The sequence below is a fragment of the Amycolatopsis sp. NPDC041971 genome, from assembly GCF_055588925.1.
This window is the reverse complement of sequence record NZ_JBVJCE010000014.1, coordinates 211,177-224,770: the sequence shown is the minus strand read 5'-3', so window position 1 is coordinate 224,770 and position 13,594 is coordinate 211,177. Positions and strand designations below refer to the sequence as shown.

Below are 13,594 nucleotides of genomic sequence, written 5' to 3'. Positions count from 1 at the left end.
CGCGCCCCCCCCCGCCCCCCCCCTCCCCCCCCCCCCCCCCCCCCCCCCCCCCCCCCCCCCCCCCCCCCCCCCCCCCCCCCCCACGACCACCTGGACCGAACGGCCAGTCCAGGACGCGGCGCCTTGCCTCACCTATCGAACACTCGCGAGATTCACGGGAACGTCAGCACGATCTTGCCCCGCCCGTGCCCGGTCTCGATCTCCCGATGCGCCGCCGCGGCCTCGCCGAACGGATACGTGCGACGCACCAGGAACCGCAGTTCCCCCTTGGCGTACAACGACGCCAGCATCCCCAGCCGCTCGGCCGACCGTGTCCCGGTGACCACTCGCGCCCCCGCTTCGGGCGCGCGGGCGTGCTCGACCAGGGTGAGCACACGGTCCGGATCCCCGACCAGCTCCAGCGACAGGTCGAAGGCGACCCCGCCCGCGCCGTCGAGCGCCGCGTCGATACCGGACGGCGCGAGGGCACGCACCCGGTCGGCGAGGCCGTCGCCGTAAACCACCGGTTCGGCACCGAGCGAACGGACGTAGTTCTGGTTCGCCTCGCTCGCCGTCCCGATCACCCTCGTCCCGCGCACCACGGCGAGCTGGACGGCGGCCGTGCCCACCGCTCCCGCCGCCCCGTGGACCAGCAGCGTCTCGCCACGGGCGACCCGCAGGGCGTCCAGCGCCAGATACGCGGTCTGCGTCCCCGCCGTGAAACCGCCCGCGACCTCCCACGGCATCTCCGCCGGTTTCGGCGTGACGTTCTCCGCGGGCACCACGATGTACTCGGCGTACGCCTGCACGGCGGTGAAGCCGAGCACCTCGGCTCCCGCGACGAGGCCGGTCACCCCCGAACCGACCTCGTCCACGACCCCGGCGAACTCGTTCCCCGGCACACGCGGCCAGCGCAGCTCGAGCCCGGCGGGTTCCCAGCCCGCCCGCACGGCCGCGTCGTACGGCTGCACCCCCGCCGCCTTCACCCGCACCCGGACCTCCCCCGCCCCGGCGTGCGGCTCCTCCAGCTCCAGCACCCGGAGCACTTCCGGACCACCGGCTTCCGTGAACGCGGCCGCTTTCATCTCATTCCTCCAGTTCGTTCCCCAGCTGTCTGCGCTCAGCTTCGTACCTCCAGATAGCTGGAGGTCAAGAACTGTCGGTGTGACGCTCTAAGCTGCGCTCGTGACGAGCTACCGCATCTCCAGGGCAAGCGCTTCCGACGCAGGCAAGGTGACAGCGCTGATGCACGAATCGGCCGCCTGCCAAGGGGAGTACGCGTCGATCCTCGAGGGTTACCGGGTCACCGAGGACTACCTCGCCACCCATCCGGCGTTCGTGGCCCACGCGCAGCGGGACGTGGTCGGCTTCTACAGCCTCATCGAGTACCCGGCCGAGCTGGACCTGCTGTTCGTCGCCGAGTCCGCCCAGGGCACGGGCATCGGCGCTTGGCTGGTCGAGCATATGCTCGGGCAGGCCGCGGACCTCGGCATGACCGAGATCCGCGTCGTCGCCCATCCACCCGCCGCCGGGTTCTACGAGCGGATGGGTGCCCGTCGTGTCGGGGTCGTGCCGCCCAGTCCGCCGAAGATCACCTGGGAGCGCCCGGAGCTGGTTTTCGACGTCAAGAGTCCACCGCGCGGCTGAACCGGCCGATCAGTTTGCGCAGGTGCCCGGCGAATTCCGGAGAGTCGACGATGTCGAAGTCGGTGTCGAGCAGGCCAAGGTAAAGCGCCAGATACTCCAGCGTGTCGGCGCCCGCCTTGAGCAGGCAAGTCCGCTCGTCGACGGCCTCGACGACGACGGCGGGCGGCACCTTCGCGGCGGCTTCGGCGGCCGGAGCGTGCAGCCGGATCGTCGCGTGGTGCCGCCACAACGCCGCGCCCACGCCACGTTGGAGGTACGCGACCACACCGCCTTCGGGTGGTTCGCGTTCCTCGAAACGTCGTCCGTTGGGCGTACGCGGCCGCACTCGATCGGCGCGGAAGGTGCGCCAGTCCCGCCTGTCGGCATCCCAGCCGACGAGGTACCACCGACGGCTCATGTGCACGAGGCGGTGCGGCTCGACCTGCCGCCGCGTCTCGGATCCGTGGTGCCCCACGTAATCGAACCGCAGGGTCTCGCGGTCACGGCAGGCGTTGGCGATGACCGAGAGCACCTCGGCGTCGACCGTGGGGCCGCCGCCCTGCACCGCGAGCGTCGCGGAATTCAGCGCCTCGACACGGCGCCGCAGCCGCGACGGCAGCACCTGCTCCAGTTTCGCCAGCGCGCGGACCGACGTCTCCTCGATTCCCGCGATCGTGCCGCCCGCGGCCGTGCGCAGGCCCATCGCCACCGCGACGGCCTCCTCGTCATCGAGCAGCAGCGGCGGCATGGCCGCGCCGGCACCCAGGCTGTACCCGCCGGAGACGCCGGGAGTGGCGTCGACCGGGTAGCCCAGGCCGCGTAGCCGCTCGACATCGTTCCGGATGGTCCTGGTCGTGACGTCGAGCCGCTCCGCCAGTTCCGGACCCGTCCAATGCCGTCTGGCCTGCAGCAACGACAGGAGCCGCAACAGTCTCGCCGAAGTTTCCGCCATGGATTCCACCTTGTCCGCAATCGCGGAACGAACCTTTCCTCAATTGTTCCTAACCTAGCCCCATGACCGAAATCAAGCCCTTCCGCATCGCCGTCGACCAGGCCGAACTGGACGACCTCAAGGACCGCTTGAACCGCACCCGCTGGCCGCGTGAGGTCACCGGCGACTGGAGCAGAGGTGTCCCGGTCGCGTACCTCAAGGACCTGGCCGAGTACTGGGCCGACGGCTTCGACTGGCGCGCCCAGGAGGCGGAACTGAACGAGTTCCCGCAGTTCACCACCGAAATCGACGGCCAGACCATCCACTTCCTGCACATCCGCTCGGCCGCGCCGGACGCCCTGCCGGTGCTCCTGACGCATGGCTGGCCGAGTTCGCCGTTCGAATTCCGGCAGGTCGTCGGCGAGCTCGGCGAAGAGTTCCACCTGGTCATCCCGTCGCTGCCCGGTTACGGATTCTCGAACCCGGTGAGCGGACCCGGCTGGGGCGATCTCTTCCGCGTCGCGCAGGCGTGGTCCACGCTGATGGACCGTCTCGGCTACGAACGCTTCGGCGTCCACGGCACCGACGCCGGCGCCGGGGTGGCGGGCATCCTGTCGATGATCGCCCCGCACCGGGTCGTCGGCGTGCACCTCACCGGGACCAGCGCGGGTATGCCGTTCGGGCCCGCCGTCGAACTGGACGGCCTCAGCGAGAAGGACCGCGAACGCGGCGAGCGCTTCAACCGGTTCCAGTCCGACGGTCTCGGCTACCTGCACCTCCAGGCGACCCGGCCGCAGACACTCGCCTACTCACTGAACGACTCCCCCACCGGCCAGCTCGCGTGGATCGTGGAGAAGTTCGCCGAGTGGACCGATCCGGCCAAGAAATTGCCGGACGACGCCGTCGATCGCGATCACCTGCTGACCTTGGTCAGCCTGTGCTGGTTCACCGGGGCGGGCGCCTCCTCCGCGCACGCCCTGCACGAGGGCATGGAGGTCTACCGGCGGATGTCCCAAGGCGGCTGGGACGACGGCGGCGAGGCGCCCGCCGGTCCGCCGCGCGGGATCGCCGTTTTCGCCGGGGACACCACGATCCGGAGTCTTCAGGACGGTCCGGTGGCACACTGGTCCGAGTACGACACCGGCGGCCACTTCCCCGCGATGGAGGTCCCCGGTCTGTTCGCCGAAGACCTCCGTTCCTTCCTGCGAAAGTGCGTCTGACGATGGAACTTCTGAGCCCCCGTGCCCTCAACCGTGCGACCCTGGCCAGGCAGCTGTTGCTCGACCGCGCCGATCTGCCCGCGGTCACCGCGATCGAGCGGCTGGCCGGCCTTCAGGCGCAGGCACCCGACTCGTCCTACGTCGGGTTGTGGTCGCGGCTTCGGGATTTCGAAGTGGACGAGCTGGCGAAACCGCTGGCCGCCCGCGAGGTCGTCCGGTCGACGTTGATGCGCGGCACGGTGCACCTGGTGACGGCCGCGGACGGCCTCACCCTGTGGCCCACGATCAAATCGGTGGTCGAGCGGGGTTTCCTCGGCCACCATTCGCGGGAGGTCGCCGGACTCGATCTCGCCGCGATCGCCGAAGCGGGGCGGGCCCTGCTGGCCGAGCGGCCCCGCACCCGCGCCGAGATCCGGACGGCGCTGGCGGACCAGTGGCCGGACGCCGACCCGCCCACCCTCGCCTACGCGATCCAGAGCCTTCTCCCCCTCGCGCACGTGACCCCGCGTGGCCTGTGGGGCCAGACCGGCCCGGCCGCGTTCGCCCTGCTCGAAGAGTGGGTCGGCGCACCGATCACGGACGGCATCACCCTCGACGACCTGGTGCTGCGGTACCTCAAGGCGTTCGGTCCGGCGACCGTCCGCGACGCGCAGGTCTGGTCGGGGCTCACCAAGCTCAAGGAAGTCTTCGAGCGGCTCCGGCCACGGCTGCGCACTTTCACCGGCACCGACGGGAAGGAACTGTTCGACCTCCCCGACTCACCGCGTCCCGACCCGGAAACCCCGGCGCCGCCTCGGTTCCTGCCCGAATACGACAACGTCCTGCTCTCCCACGCCGATCGCGCGCGGGTGATCCCGGACGGCCGCCGCGTGCCACTGCCACCGGGCAACGGCGGCCGCCGGGGCACCCTGCTCGTCGACGGCGAATTCCTGGCCATCTGGGCGATCAAAGGGGCGACACTGACGATCGAATCGCGAGAACCTTTGCAGGATCAGGATTCTACCGCCGAAGAGGGCGCGCGGCTGCTGGAATTCGTAGTTCCGGATCAGGACCACGACATACGTTTCGACCTCGGCGGATAACGGTCCGGCCTTTTGCCGTAACGAAGGACGGCGTTCGGGCGAAGCATGGCGCGTAGAGCCTGAAGGGAGCGGGCCATGGGCAAGAACTACGGATTCATGACGGTGCTCGCGGGGCTGAGCGCGCTCGCGGTCATCGCGGTGGCGGCGGTCATGCGGTACCCGAACACGTCGGACGTCACGGCGGTGATCACCGCGGCGGGAACGGTGATCGGCACCGTGGTGGGGGCCTTCTTCGGCGTGAACGCGGCCTCGGCGGGACGCGTGAAGGCCGAGGAAAGCCGCGATCAAGCGACCGCGGCGCTGGTGAAGGTCGCGGGCGAGGCGGACAAGGGCAGCGACGTCGCGAAGGCGGCGATGGAAGGCGTGAACTGACCGTCCTCTATGGACGCTAGTCGAGCGCGTCCAGCAGGGCGAGGTCCGGCGGGACGAGCGTCGTGGACAACACGAGTTCTCGCAACAGGTTGTCGTTCAACGCGTTGCCGACCGGCTCACCGACCTCCTCGCGCCGCAAACCGTAAACGCCGCCGGCGGACAACCGCGCCCGGACGTCGATGACGACGTGCTCGACCCGGCGGCTGGTCCACGTCTCGCCGGGACGGAGTTCCGCGAGGACCTCGGCCGTCTGCTGACGAGACAACGGCTGCGGATTGAGGTCGTGCAGGAGATAACGCTGCCCGAAAACGACCAGGACCAGACGTTCTTCCGCACTGAGGCGCCAGCGGCGGGGCGGCACGGTGACGTCGTCGTGCCGGGTGGCGGGCTGCCCGCCGTCGGGACCGGCGACGTACAACTCGAGCAGATGCTCCCGCCTGCCCGAACCGCGGACGAACAGCGGCGTGTACCCATCCGACAGGGGGATCGGCTCCTCGCCCCGGGAGAGCCAGCGGGAATTCGGCATCCGGATGGGCAACTGGCCGGTGTTGCTGACCCACCACCGCCCACCGGTGAAGTTCAACAGCCCGTGCCTGCGGCTGACCTGCACGTCGTTCTCGCCCACACAGACGTCGACCTGCGGCCGATTCCGCCCGAAAGAGATCTCGCCGCCCTCACCGGGATCGACCGACACCCCGCCCGCGAGCGTGAGAGCGAACACCGCGCCGGGAGCAGACGGGGGCACGCCGAGCGCCAAACTCTCGTGCGTCGTCGTGAGCCGCTTCATCGTGCCTCCTCCAGTACCCCGGCAGTATGCGGGACCCCGCCGGGGACGGGTCCCGGTGTCGCGTTCTTCCGTATGTTGGAGTACATGATTGACTTCTCCAAGGACACCGTCTTCAAGCTCACGCCGTGCAAGCCGAAGGACATCGCGCCGACGGTGCAGCCGATCATCATCCCCGGTGAGGAGATCATCTCGTCGTTCAAGGCGGTGCGCGACTTCGTGGTGTTCACGAACAAGCGGCTGATCGCGGTGAACGTCCAGGGCATGACAGGTAAGAAGAAGGACTTCACTTCGCTGCCTTACAACAGGATCCAGGCCTTCTCGATCGAAACCGCGGGCACTTTCGATCTCGACGCCGAGCTGGACCTTTGGTTCAGCGGGCTGGGGAACGTGCGGCTGGAATTCCGGGGGTCGGACATCCGGGCTATCGGGCAGCTGATCGCCACGCACACGCTTTAGCGACTGGGTCGGGTTGACGATGCGGGAATCGGGGCGTTGACCCTGGATCCACCGGTGTGGTTGTCGGTTGATGTGGCATTAAGCGTGGAGGATTTAGGACGTTGAACGTCCCAAATCCTCCACGCTCGGCATCTTTAGTCGCCGGTCTTGGCCGACCCGGAATAGCCGCCGCTTGTCGCCGCCGACCTCCGCGAACACAGCAAGGTGGGTTCGAAGCACGAACGGCCGAGGAGACGGCCGCACGAATCGGTGCGACCAGAAGTGGTGAGAACGGCTAAAACCGTCCTCACCGCTCACGAGGTTCTACATGTTGATCATGTGGCCGGCGAGCCCGTGCACGGCCTCCTTGACCGCTTCCCCGAGAGTCGGGTGAGCGTGCACATTCCGCGCAATCTCGTGCACCGTCAGGTCCCACTGCTGCGCCAAAGTGAGCTCCGGCAGCAGTTCGGTCACTTCGGGGCCGATCAAGTGCGCGCCCAGCAGCTCGCCGTGGGTGGCGTCGCTGAGGATCTTCACGAAGCCGACGGGCTCGCCGAGGCCGTGTGCCTTTCCGTTGGCGGTGAAGGGGAACTTCGCCACCTGGACGTCGAAGCCCTTTTCGCGGGCCTGTTCTTCGGTCCAGCCGAAGCTGGCGATCTGCGGCTGGCAGTAGGTCGCGCGCGGGATCATCACGAAGTCGAGTTCCATGGTCTCGGCGCCGGCGATGGTTTCGGCGGCGACGACGCCCATGGACTCGGAGGCGTGCGCGAGCATCAGTTTGGCGGTGACGTCGCCGATCGCGAAGATGTGCGGGACGTTGGTGCGGCCGCGCGGGTCGACGGCGATGGCGCCGCGCTCGGTCAGTTCCACGCCGGTCTTGTCCAGGCCGTAGCCCTCGACCCGCGGCTGGAAACCGATGGCCTGCAACACCTTGTCCGCTTCCAGGACACGCTGTTCACCGTTCTTCGACACGGTCACGAGCACCTGCTCGCCGGTGTCGTCGATCGTCTCGACCTTGGTGGAGGTCAGCACCTCGATGCCGAGCTTCCGGTAACGGCGCGCTAGCTCCGCGGAGACCTCGGCGTCCTCGAGCGGGACCATCCGGTCGAGGTATTCGACGATGGTCACCTTCACGCCGTAGTTGTGCAGCACGTAGGCGAATTCGACGCCGATCGCGCCCGCGCCGGCGATGATGATGCTCTCCGGCAGTTCGTTTTCCATGATCTGCTGTTCGTAGGTGACCACGCGGTCGCTGCGCGTGGTCCCCGGCAGCAGGCGCGCGGTGGCGCCGGTGGCGATCACGCAGTGGTCGAAGGTGACCCGTTCGCCGTTGACCTCGATGGTGTTGGCGTCGACGAAGGTGCCGTGCCCGTCGTATTCGGTGATCTTGTTCTTCTTCATCAGGAAGTGCACGCCCTTGACGCGACCGTCCGCGACCTTGCGGCTGCGGTCGAAGGCGGCCTGGTAGTCGAAGCTGACCTTGCCTTCGACCTGGATCCCGAAGGATTTCGCCTCTTTGGTCACGATGTGCGCGAGTTCGGCGTTGCGCAGCAGCGCCTTCGAGGGGATACAGCCGACGTTGAGGCAGACCCCGCCCCAGTACTTCTCCTCCACGACCGCCGCGCTCAGCCCCAGTTGCGACGCCCGGATCGCCGCCACGTAACCGCCGACCCCGGCCCCCAGGACAACGACGTCATAGTGTGCACTCATACCCCGAAATCTACCCCTGACCGGGACGGTCCGAAGGGTGAGTCCGCCTACTCAGGGCGGGAGCCGCGGATCTCGATCAGCAGGTCGGTCACCGCGGTCATGATCCGCTCGGTCGCCTCCTCCAGCACCTCACGCGACGGCGTGTGCGTCACGAGGTCGGAGAGGTCCATCGGCGGCCCGGCGATCAGGTTCACCGTCTTACGCGGGAAGGCACGCGGGAGCACGGCGTCGGACGGCAGCAGGTGGTGCGTGCCCCAGTTCGCCAGCGGGATCACCGGGACGCCGGTCTCCAGCGCGATCCGGGCGATTCCGGTCTTGCCGCGCATGGGCCACCCGTCCGGGTGATCCGTGAAGGTGGCTTCCGGGAAGATGGCGACGCATTCACCCTCGCGGACGGCTTTGACGGCGTCGCGGTACGCGCCCGACGCGGTGGCCGCCCCGCGGTAGACGGGGATGTGCTTGCCGGAACGCATGACCGCGCCGATGACGGGCGCGTCCCACAGGCTCGCCTTCGCCAGGTAACGCGGCACGCGGCCGTGCGCGAGGCAGTACGCCGTCACGGTCGTCGGGTCGGCGAAGGACAGGTGGTTCGACGCGACCAGGAAGCCGCCCGAGGCGGGCAGGTGCTCGCCGCCGCGCACCCGGAACCGGGTGGACAGCACCAGGAACGGCCAGACCACGTTGATCGCGAGGCTGTACCAGGCGCCCCGGCCGGCGCGGGCGAAGCGCCGGCCGAAGGCGATCATCTGGCGAAACGTCAGCAAGTCACCCGAAACGGGGCTCAGCGCGGTCCAGCGTTCACGGGGTCTCAGCACCATGGACGTAATTCGTAGCCGAACCAGGCCCGGTTCGGCTGAAACCACGCGCGAACGCGGCGCGGATCACACGCGCTCGAGGACCACCACGGGGATCTCACGATCGGTCTTCTTCGCGTACTCGTTGTAGTCCGGCCAGACGGCGGCGAGCTTCTCCCACAGCTTCGCGCGCTCCTCGCCCTCCAGGGTCCGGGCTCGCGCGGTGAACTTGTCCGCCTTGACCTGGGCCTTGACCTCGGGGTTGGCCTGCAGGTTCTTGTACCAGCCCGGGTCCTCCGGCGCGCCGCCCTTGGAAGCCACGATCACCGGGTTGTCGTCATCGTCGAACTGGTAGATCAGCGCGAACTTGCGGTCCTCGCCGGTCTTGCGGCCCTTGGTGGTGAGGACGAGGCAAGGCGCGCCCTTCTCCCAGTCGTGGCCCACCTCGCCGTCGGTCTCTTCGTAGCGACGGACGTGCTCGTCACCGAAAAGCATGTGTGCGTTCCTCTCCTCGTCCTGGCGTGTACCGGCGCCCTGCCAGTTTGACGCGAATCGGTCGGTGGCGCTGATCAACTCGTGCAGGGTGCCGGGCTCGTCGAACGCGTGACCCGAGTCGGCGACCATCTTCAGTTCCGCGGTCGCCAGCACCTGGCTGAGCTCCCACGCGGTGATGGCCGGGGTGACCACGTCGTAGCGTCCTTGTACCAGAACGCACGGGATGCCCCGGAGCTTCCCGGCGTCGCGCAGCAGCTGGTCCTCGGCCAGCCAGCCGCCGTGCCGGAAGTAGTGGTTCTCGATCCTCGCGATCGCGAGGGCGAACGACGGATCGGTGAACGCGTCGATCACTTCGTCCCGCGGGCGCAGTTTGACCGTTTCCCCCTCCCAGCGGCTCCACGCGATCGCGGCGGGACCGTGCACGGTGGGATCCGGATGGCTCAGCAGTTCGTGATACACCTCGATGAGGTTGTCCTGGCGGCGTGAAAACGGCACCGGCGCCAGGAAACGCGACCACGCCTCGGGAAAGAGGTACGCCGCTCCCCCGCCGTAGAGCCATTGCAATTCCTTCGCCCGCAAGGTGGCCACACCGCGCAGGACGAGTTCCGTGACCCGCCCGGGGTGGGTTTCCGCGTAGGTCAGCCCGAGCACACTCCCCCACGAGCCGCCGAACACCATCCAGTGTTCGATGTCGAGATGCTCGCGCAACCGCTCGATGTCGGCGACCAGATGCCAGGTCGTGTTGACGATGAGATCGGCTTCCGGCGTGGCGCAGTTCGGCGTGCTGCGCCCGCAGCCGCGCTGGTCGAAAAGAACGATCCGGTACCGCGCGGGGTCGAACAGCCTGCGATGTCCCGGGCTCGAACCGCTTCCCGGGCCGCCGTGCAGGAAAATCACCGGCTTGCCCTGGGGGTCGCCGCATTCCTCCCAATAGATCTCGTTGCCGTCACCGACGGGCAACATCCCTTGGACGTAAGGTTCGATTTCCGGGTAAAGGCCGAGCATGTCCGCCACTATGCCCGAAACGCCAGCTTGGAGGATCGATGAAGGCCCGCCCCCACGTGACGCTGGAAGATGTGGCCCGCACCGCGGACGTGTCGCTCGCGACCGCGTCCCGCGTACTCAACGGCACCGCCACCGTCCGGGGAGATCTCCGCGAACGCGTGATCGCCGCGGCCGCCGAGCTGTCCTATACCCCCAACGCGCACGCTCAGGCATTGGCCGGTGGCTCACAGGCATGCGTAGGAGTGATCTGCCACGACGTCGGCGACCCGTATTTCGCCGCGATCGCCGGTGGGGTCATGCGCGTGGCGAGTGAAAACGATCTTCTGGTGATGCTCGCGAGCACGTTCCGTGATCCGGCCAGGGAGGTCGCCTACGTTTCGACACTGCGTGCCCAGCGCGCGTCGGCCATCCTGCTGATCGGTTCCGCGTTCGAAGACAAGGCGTGGGAAAAGGCGATGGCCGCCGAACTCGAGCCGTACCGGCGCGGCGGCGGGCACGTCGCCGCGGTCAGCAGGCACCGCGGGCTCAAAGTGGACACCGTCCAGCCCGACAACCGGGGCGGCGGCGCCGAACTGGCGAAGGCCCTGCTGGACCTGGGGCACCGCCGGTTCGCCGTGCTCGCCGGGCCGAGGAGCCTGACCACCGTCGTCGACCGCCTCGACGGTTTCGCCGCGCAACTGCTGGAGCAGGGCGTCGAACTGGCCGAGGACGACATCTCCGAGGCGGCGTTCACCCGCGACGGCGGCTACGAGGCGATGGAGAAGATCCTCGCCCGGCCGCGGAAGCGGTGGCCGACCTGCGTGTTCGCGGTGACCGACGTGATGGCCATCGGCGCGATGTCGGCGCTGCGCGACGCCGGCGTCTCCATCCCCGGTGAGATGTCGATCGCCGGTTTCGACGACATCCCGGTAGTGCGCGATCTCACGCCGGCGCTGAGCACGGTCGCGCTGCCGCTGGAGAAGCTGGGCGAACGGGCCATGGACCTGGCACTCAAGGCCGCGCCCGGCACCCGGCCGCGGACGGTGCGGATGTCCGGTGCGGTCGTCCTGCGCCGCAGTACCGCCGCTCCCGCCCGCTGAAACCCTTGTGTACGGCCCACGAGGTGACTTAACGTGGGTTGAGAAAGCGCTTTCTCATCCTCGTGCCACGGAGACCCGATGACCTTGATCGCCCTGCCCACCGCCGACGGCGGTCTGGTGGAGTGGACGCCGCGAGGGGCGGAAACGCCCGCGAAACCGGCCTCGCCGCCGACCTCCCGGATCGCTTACGCGGCAGCACACGTCGTCGCCGACCCGCTCGCCCCCGCCGACCCCGAAGAAGGCGCCGTACTGGACTGGGACACGACGCTCGCCTTCCGTGAGCACCTGTGGTCCTGCGGTCTCGGCGTGGCCGAAGCGATGGACACCGCGCAGCGCGGGATGGGCCTGGACTGGGACACCACCAAGGACCTCATCCGGCGCACCGGGGCGCTCGCCGCCGGACGGCCGTGGGTGGCGGGCGTCGGCACCGATCAGCTTCCCGGCGGTGAAGCCCCCGCCGAGTCCATTGTGGACGCCTGGCGCGAGCAGCTGGACCTGGTCGGTGCGGCCGGGGCGATCCCGGTCGTGATGGCCAGCCGCGCGCTGGCCGCGTCGGCGTCCGGTCCCGGGGATTACCATGCCGCGTACGGGAAGCTGCTCTCCGGCGCGGACCGTCCGGTCCTGCTGCACTGGCTGGGCGAGCAGTTCGACCCGGCACTGGCGGGTTACTGGGGCCACGGTGACGTCCGCGAGGCCGCCAAGGAACTGGGCAGGCTCTGCGCCGAGCACGCCGACGTGATCGCCGGGGTCAAGGTTTCGGTGCTCGACGCGTCGATCGAGACCGAGTTCCGCCGGGCACTGCCCGAAGGCGTCAAGTGTTACACCGGTGACGACTTCAACTACCCGGAACTGATCGCCGGGGACGAGCAGGGCCACAGTGAAGCACTTCTGGGCATTTTCGACGCCGTCGCGCAGGTCGCCGGCGCCGCGCTCGCCCGGCTCGACGAAGGCGACAAAGCCGGCTTCCACGGCCTGCTGGACCCGACGGTGGCCTTGAGCCGCGCCATCTTCCGCGCGCCCACCAGGAACTACAAGACGGGCGTCGTGTTCCTCGCCTATCTCAACGGGCACCAGGAGCACTTCCGCATGGTCGCGGGCCGTGAGTCGGCGCGGTCCATCACACATCTGGCCGAATTGCTGCGCCTGGCCGACGCCGCCGGGGCACTCGCCGACCCGGATCTCGCCGTCGCGCGGATGCGTCCGCTGCTGGCCGCGGCGGGGGTGGCCTGATGGACCGGTTGAGCCTGAACCAGATCACCACCAAGGCGTGGTCGCTGCCGGAAGCCGTCGCGGGCTGCGCCGAGGCGGGTGTCCGCTGGATCGGCCTGTGGCGGGACAAGGTCGCCGAGACCGGTGTCGGGGAGACCGCGCGGCTGCTCAAGGAGTACGACGTCGGCGTGTCGTCGTTGTGCCGTGGCGGTTTCTTCACCGGGATCACCCCGGAAGGGTCCCCTGTGGACGGTGTCGCGCAGACCAGGGAGGCGATCGACGAAGCGGCAGCGCTGGGCGCGGACGTCCTCGTCCTGGTCGTCGGCGGCGTGAACGGAGACCTGGCGTCGTCGCGGCAGCGGGTCGCGGACGCGGTCGGCGAACTGGCGCCGTACGCCGGGGAGCGCGGGGTCCGCCTCGGTCTGGAACCACTGCACCCCATGCAGTGCGCCGAACGTTCGGTGCTGTCCACTGTGGAGCAGGCGCTGGCGGTCGCGCTGGAACATCCGGCCGAACAGGTCGGCGTGATCGTCGACGAGTTCCACGTGTGGTGGGATCCGCGGATCGAGGAGTCGATCGCCGCGGCGGCCGGGCGGATCGCCGGATTCCATGTGTGCGACCAGAAGGTGCCGCTGACCGACACCCTGCTCGGCCGGGCGCTGCCCGGTGACGGCCCGATCGACCACCGGCATCTGAAGGCTTGCGTCGAGGCCGCCGGGTACACCGGGCCGATCGAGGTCGAGGTGTTCGACGCCGATCTCTGGCGCCGCCCCGGTGGCGAAGTGCTCGCGGAGACCATCGCGGCCTATCGGGACCACGTTTCCTGACTAAAGTAAGGGGCACTCGCTGCCCAAGGTCCGCTGTCCGGGC

Annotated in this window: 14 protein-coding genes and 1 pseudogene; 8 read left to right on the top strand and 7 right to left on the bottom strand. The window is 68.9% G+C overall.

Going from position 1 to position 13,594, the window contains the following annotated elements:
- Positions 1-152: 152 nt before the first annotated feature.
- Positions 153-1,064 (bottom strand): NADP-dependent oxidoreductase, encoded by a 912-nt coding sequence (locus ACZ6DT_RS26645; RefSeq protein WP_465600015.1) that lies wholly within the window; start codon positions 1,062-1,064, stop codon positions 153-155.
- 100 nt (positions 1,065-1,164) lie between these two features.
- Between ACZ6DT_RS26645 and ACZ6DT_RS26640 the strand changes: the two genes are divergently transcribed.
- Entirely contained in the window at positions 1,165-1,626 is a 462-nt protein-coding gene (locus ACZ6DT_RS26640) for a GNAT family N-acetyltransferase (RefSeq protein ID WP_465600013.1), read from the top strand.
- Here the strand turns inward: ACZ6DT_RS26640 and ACZ6DT_RS26635 are convergent.
- Positions 1,604-2,557, bottom strand: coding sequence for a helix-turn-helix transcriptional regulator (locus ACZ6DT_RS26635; protein ID WP_465600011.1), 954 nt, complete (start codon positions 2,555-2,557; stop codon positions 1,604-1,606). The two genes, ACZ6DT_RS26640 and ACZ6DT_RS26635, sit on opposite strands and share 23 nt — an antisense overlap.
- 62 nt (positions 2,558-2,619) lie before the next feature.
- On the opposite strand from ACZ6DT_RS26635, the gene ACZ6DT_RS26630 reads away from it, so the two are divergent.
- The 3 genes from ACZ6DT_RS26630 (at position 2,620) to ACZ6DT_RS26620 (ending at position 5,210) form a co-directional block, all read left to right on the top strand.
- Positions 2,620-3,756 (top strand): epoxide hydrolase family protein, encoded by a 1,137-nt coding sequence (locus ACZ6DT_RS26630; protein ID WP_465600009.1) that lies wholly within the window; start codon positions 2,620-2,622, stop codon positions 3,754-3,756.
- 2 nt (positions 3,757-3,758) lie between these two features.
- Positions 3,759-4,838 carry a winged helix DNA-binding domain-containing protein gene (locus ACZ6DT_RS26625; protein WP_465600007.1) on the top strand — a complete coding sequence of 360 codons (1,080 nt, stop codon included), beginning with the start codon at positions 3,759-3,761 and terminating at the stop codon, positions 4,836-4,838.
- Positions 4,839-4,913: 75 nt separating this feature from the next.
- Entirely contained in the window at positions 4,914-5,210 is a 297-nt protein-coding gene (locus tag ACZ6DT_RS26620) for a hypothetical protein (RefSeq protein ID WP_465600005.1), read from the top strand.
- 16 nt (positions 5,211-5,226) lie between these two features.
- Here ACZ6DT_RS26620 and ACZ6DT_RS26615 read toward each other — a convergent pair whose 3' ends face one another.
- Complete coding sequence (locus ACZ6DT_RS26615; RefSeq protein WP_465600003.1) at positions 5,227-5,997, bottom strand: FHA domain-containing protein; 771 nt, start codon at positions 5,995-5,997, stop codon at positions 5,227-5,229.
- Between the two features lie 84 nt (positions 5,998-6,081).
- On the opposite strand from ACZ6DT_RS26615, the gene ACZ6DT_RS26610 reads away from it, so the two are divergent.
- A complete protein-coding gene (locus ACZ6DT_RS26610) occupies positions 6,082-6,453 on the top strand; it encodes a PH domain-containing protein (RefSeq protein WP_026467493.1) in 372 nt (123 codons plus the stop codon).
- A gap of 303 nt (positions 6,454-6,756) precedes the next feature.
- Here ACZ6DT_RS26610 and lpdA read toward each other — a convergent pair whose 3' ends face one another.
- From lpdA to pip, 4 genes and pseudogenes are all read right to left on the bottom strand, one after another.
- Complete coding sequence (gene lpdA / locus ACZ6DT_RS26605; protein WP_465600001.1) at positions 6,757-8,142, bottom strand: dihydrolipoyl dehydrogenase; 1,386 nt, start codon at positions 8,140-8,142, stop codon at positions 6,757-6,759.
- 47 nt (positions 8,143-8,189) lie between these two features.
- A complete protein-coding gene (locus ACZ6DT_RS26600) occupies positions 8,190-8,960 on the bottom strand; it encodes a lysophospholipid acyltransferase family protein (RefSeq protein ID WP_465599999.1) in 771 nt (256 codons plus the stop codon).
- A 63-nt stretch (positions 8,961-9,023) separates the two neighbouring features.
- The gene (locus tag ACZ6DT_RS26595) at positions 9,024-9,431 is read right to left on the bottom strand and encodes a nitroreductase family deazaflavin-dependent oxidoreductase (protein ID WP_465600061.1); all 408 of its coding nucleotides are present in this window, start codon (positions 9,429-9,431) and stop codon (positions 9,024-9,026) included.
- 66 nt (positions 9,432-9,497) lie between these two features.
- Positions 9,498-10,436, bottom strand: a pseudogene (gene pip / locus ACZ6DT_RS26590) (prolyl aminopeptidase); the annotation flags it as partial.
- Positions 10,437-10,474: 38 nt separating this feature from the next.
- Between pip and ACZ6DT_RS26585 the strand changes: the two are divergent.
- The 3 genes from ACZ6DT_RS26585 (at position 10,475) to ACZ6DT_RS26575 (ending at position 13,551) form a co-directional block, all read left to right on the top strand.
- The gene (locus ACZ6DT_RS26585) at positions 10,475-11,515 is read left to right on the top strand and encodes a LacI family DNA-binding transcriptional regulator (RefSeq protein ID WP_465599997.1); all 1,041 of its coding nucleotides are present in this window, start codon (positions 10,475-10,477) and stop codon (positions 11,513-11,515) included.
- Between the two features lie 78 nt (positions 11,516-11,593).
- Positions 11,594-12,745, top strand: coding sequence for a dihydrodipicolinate synthase family protein (locus ACZ6DT_RS26580; RefSeq protein WP_465599995.1), 1,152 nt, complete (start codon positions 11,594-11,596; stop codon positions 12,743-12,745).
- Positions 12,745-13,551 (top strand): sugar phosphate isomerase/epimerase family protein, encoded by an 807-nt coding sequence (locus tag ACZ6DT_RS26575; protein WP_465599993.1) that lies wholly within the window; start codon positions 12,745-12,747, stop codon positions 13,549-13,551. Before ACZ6DT_RS26580 ends, ACZ6DT_RS26575 begins: the two co-directional genes overlap by 1 nt.
- Positions 13,552-13,594: the final 43 nt, after the last annotated feature.

Coding starts and splice junctions, on each gene's coding strand:
- lpdA (WP_465600001.1), bottom strand. CDS start 8,142: ATGAGTGCACACTATGACGTCGTTGTCCTGGGGGCCGGGGTCGGCGGT.
- ACZ6DT_RS26625 (WP_465600007.1), top strand. CDS start 3,759: ATGGAACTTCTGAGCCCCCGTGCCCTCAACCGTGCGACCCTGGCCAGG.
- ACZ6DT_RS26580 (WP_465599995.1), top strand. CDS start 11,594: ATGACCTTGATCGCCCTGCCCACCGCCGACGGCGGTCTGGTGGAGTGG.
- ACZ6DT_RS26635 (WP_465600011.1), bottom strand. CDS start 2,557: ATGGCGGAAACTTCGGCGAGACTGTTGCGGCTCCTGTCGTTGCTGCAG.
- ACZ6DT_RS26630 (WP_465600009.1), top strand. CDS start 2,620: ATGACCGAAATCAAGCCCTTCCGCATCGCCGTCGACCAGGCCGAACTG.
- ACZ6DT_RS26615 (WP_465600003.1), bottom strand. CDS start 5,997: ATGAAGCGGCTCACGACGACGCACGAGAGTTTGGCGCTCGGCGTGCCC.
- ACZ6DT_RS26595 (WP_465600061.1), bottom strand. CDS start 9,431: ATGCTTTTCGGTGACGAGCACGTCCGTCGCTACGAAGAGACCGACGGC.
- ACZ6DT_RS26600 (WP_465599999.1), bottom strand. CDS start 8,960: ATGGTGCTGAGACCCCGTGAACGCTGGACCGCGCTGAGCCCCGTTTCG.
- ACZ6DT_RS26585 (WP_465599997.1), top strand. CDS start 10,475: ATGAAGGCCCGCCCCCACGTGACGCTGGAAGATGTGGCCCGCACCGCG.
- ACZ6DT_RS26610 (WP_026467493.1), top strand. CDS start 6,082: ATGATTGACTTCTCCAAGGACACCGTCTTCAAGCTCACGCCGTGCAAG.
- ACZ6DT_RS26575 (WP_465599993.1), top strand. CDS start 12,745: ATGGACCGGTTGAGCCTGAACCAGATCACCACCAAGGCGTGGTCGCTG.
- ACZ6DT_RS26645 (WP_465600015.1), bottom strand. CDS start 1,064: ATGAAAGCGGCCGCGTTCACGGAAGCCGGTGGTCCGGAAGTGCTCCGG.
- ACZ6DT_RS26620 (WP_465600005.1), top strand. CDS start 4,914: ATGGGCAAGAACTACGGATTCATGACGGTGCTCGCGGGGCTGAGCGCG.